The sequence below is a fragment of the Planomonospora parontospora genome (assembly GCA_014647935.1).
In the GTDB taxonomy this organism is placed as follows: domain Bacteria; phylum Actinomycetota; class Actinomycetes; order Streptosporangiales; family Streptosporangiaceae; genus Planomonospora; species Planomonospora parontospora.
On record BMQD01000073.1, the window covers coordinates 1 to 3,021 of the forward strand.

The 3,021-nt window shown below is 60.2% G+C and carries 3 protein-coding genes; all 3 read right to left on the minus strand.

Annotated elements, in window-relative coordinates; genetic code table 11:
• Positions 1-117 precede the first annotated feature (117 nt).
• Entirely contained in the window at positions 118-1,617 is a 1,500-nt protein-coding gene (locus IEZ07_RS35115; protein ID WP_191898748.1) for a leucine-rich repeat domain-containing protein, read from the minus strand.
• A gap of 374 nt (positions 1,618-1,991) precedes the next feature.
• The gene (locus IEZ07_RS35120) at positions 1,992-2,426 is read right to left on the minus strand and encodes a hypothetical protein (protein ID WP_191898749.1); all 435 of its coding nucleotides are present in this window, start codon (positions 2,424-2,426) and stop codon (positions 1,992-1,994) included.
• A gap of 76 nt (positions 2,427-2,502) precedes the next feature.
• Positions 2,503-2,808: a hypothetical protein gene (locus IEZ07_RS35125; RefSeq protein WP_191898750.1), complete on the minus strand. Its 306-nt coding sequence runs from the start codon at positions 2,806-2,808 to the stop codon at positions 2,503-2,505.
• Positions 2,809-3,021 lie beyond the last annotated feature (213 nt).

Consider the following 3,021-nt stretch of genomic DNA (forward strand, 5'->3'; position numbering starts at 1 on the left):
TGATCCACTCTGCCACCCCGCGGACGCTACCAGCACAAACCCCTACCTAAACGGCATTGGGCCTCTGAACGGTCGCCTCCGAGGAGCCTTATGTCTAGCTGCGCCCGGGGCGATTGCTCATTCCGGCACCCAGTTGAGCTCACGACAATAATTCCTGATCTTCGTGAGGCAGTAGGCTGCTATGTTGCCGCGATTCTTCGCTGTCAGGAAGTCGCTGCCCCTCCAGGTGTACTCAAAGCAGACAGCCTCTCGTTCGAAGACTAGCGAGTTGTCGGGAATCAGGGGGCAAAACCCCAGGGACGTCTCGGCCTTCGTGGCGCATTCAAGGCCTTTATGGCTTGTGAACGAGGTCAGCGCTTGAGCCATGGCATAATTTAGCAGTTTGTCTTTTCCGGACTGAAATCCAGTCTCCGCGATCAGCTGAAATGCGGCGAGGGAAGTGGTCGTGGGAGTCCCTTTGGTTTCGAATGTTGCGCGTGACTTGCCTAGTAGATACTTCCCCACATCGCACCGCTCGATATTGCGTACAATTTGCTGCTCGCCGGGCATTCGAATCTGCATTGCTGCTAGTTGCTCTTGCACGGTTTCTGGCCCGAACCTACGAAGGATTCCAATCGAAGCGCTAGGTGGAAGGCCGAAGACACGAGCATCTAGACGTACTATGGCGCTGGTTAGGAGTCCGCGCCGCTTTGACCACCATCGCCCTACCTCGCTCTCTGGAGAGGCATCCAAGAGCGCGTTGCCATCAAGCAGGCCGAAGCGATTACTGCTCGTAAGATGCGTTAGCACCCCGGCATCGCTGCTCTCGCTCGCAAAGACTATGGCTAGCCTAAGCGGCATGCGAGTCGCGCGGAGCATCTCCATTGCTAGTCGAGTGAAGTCATCCGAGATCGCGCGCAGATAATCGCCGATCGATAGATACTCGGCAGGATCGTAATCCTTGGGCTCTACCCCCAAGTCCTCAAGGGAGTCGAGTGAGTTCGCCAGGCGCAACGTTGAACGGGCGATGTCCACCCACGTTTCGCGCGGGGGTCCCGAAATGTGAATCGGAAGCTTTACCGGCGATCGGCCAGCAATCTTTATGTAAGATTCGGCCATCTGAAGGGACAGGTCTGGGGAGGTTTCTGGCCATAGGATGAGCGCCTTATGTCCAGTGCCGGGCTGTCGTAAGAAGCGCTTTATTGCGGCTAGTTCAGTGCCAGTCGGAGGGCTTCCTTCTCGGTGATCGATGTTGATAGGTACAATCTTCTGATTGTTGACAGGAAACTCTCGAAGGTGTTTGAGCGTTTCGGTCTGAAGAGTGTCTGCGTCCACGTCTTTCGCGAAGGAGAGTGTGGGCGTGAAAGTGCCAGGAAGAAATGTGTCGAGATTGTTTGCAAGAGTTGTCTTGCCGGTGCCAGAAGGAGCATAGATGGGGACAAAAAGCCCCTCTCCGCGGGCGGTCAGAGCTCTAGCCGTATCTTCTAAAAGATCGCGAGTCTCGTGCTCGGGAGAAACTAGAACCGATGCTAGTTGATGCCCCAACCGATCAGAGAGGGCCTCATATCGGGCAGGGAAGACGAGTTCTGTCAGAAGATGGGGCCCCGGACTTGTGCTCACCGCAACTCCATTGATCATCTTGCTACCCCATGGTGGGTATGGACAAAGCCTAACCTAGGCGAGAGAACGCTTCGATATGCACTTTACTTGCATGATCCGTAGACGGTAATTCGCGCCCTATTAAGGGTTATAGAGCGATTTGCTCCCGTCTGTCCGATTGCTCGTGGTCCTTCGTCGGCGTCAACGCCGTCTGTGCGGGTTGGGTGCGGAGTTGCGGTGCAGTCGTTGGTGGACGGACACGCGAAGACGGCATTGATACCTCGGTCGGGCCATTGATGCCAGCAGCTATCGGGGTCAGGGAGAAACGGGCCAGGAAGGTGTAGCGGCCCCTTCCTGATCCGTGGCAAGGCGGAACGACGTCGGAGCTCTACGTACTACGCCGCCTCGCTCGTCTATGAACCGGTTCCGTCGTTTCCGGCGAGGCAGACGCAGGCGGGACACGCGTTCTCCACTGTGGAAAGGAAGGGCGGTGACCATGAGCCGATCAGCACCGGCCGCACCGTGGCCCCGCACAAACCCTCCCACCGTCCGGACGGCCACGCATGCCGCACGACCTCACGTCCGACACCGGACAGGCCGACGCCATACGGATTGCGATCCTCGTGCGGAGGTTCGACGGCATCAACGAGCAGATCATCAACGAGCAGATCATCCAGGTGCAGATGCCAGCACCGCACCCCATCGAGGAAGGGTGAAGGCTTCTGGTCGAGTTCGACCAGGGCGAAGGCACCGCGCCGCAGCAGACGCACGATCGTGCCGTGCCGGCCGAGCAGCTCGATGGCATGCGCGCGGGTACGGGCGTGGCTGTGCAGGAGTTGGGCGATCACTGCACGGTCCCCCGCCTGTGGTGGTCGCCGCCGTGCCCGACGTGCCGCATCCGGTGAGGACCGCGCCTTCAGTTGCTCAGTGCGCGCCATCACCGACCACCGCCGCAGGGTCGGCGAGCGCGGGCCGCGAGTTCGTACGCAGCGCCGTGTACCGGAACGCGACCCGCCGGGCGGCCCGGACCGGATCGGCCGCCGGGTGCCACGCGTAGGTGAAGCGCTGCCGCCGGTCGTCCCAGCCGGTACGCCACCAGAAGCGTTCTCCGTCACACCAGACGATCAGGCCCACCCACACGGACACCAGCGCCAAGCCGTACCCGTCATGGACGTCGGCCGTGATGCCTTCACGCTCCAGCGCCTCCCGGAGATCTTCGGCGGCGATCACCGCGACGGAGGGTTCCGCTGACCCCGGTAACTCGTCCCCGCCGGTCAGATGGCAGCCGACGGGGTTCGGCCCCAAGGATGCAAGGCCGGGAAACGTCCGAGCAGATCCCGCACCATGTCCCTGTGCAACCGGCATGACGAGGCTCCTTCCTTCTGAGCCGATCATAAGTTTTGGGACTATCGGCTCTACACAGTGATGTAGGCCAGATGAGGG

What these genes read in the sequence shown, in the direction of transcription:
- IEZ07_RS35115 (WP_191898748.1), bottom strand. Translation starts at nt 1,617, where the DNA reads ATGATCAATGGAGTTGCGGTGAGCACAAGTCCGGGGCCCCATCTTCTG.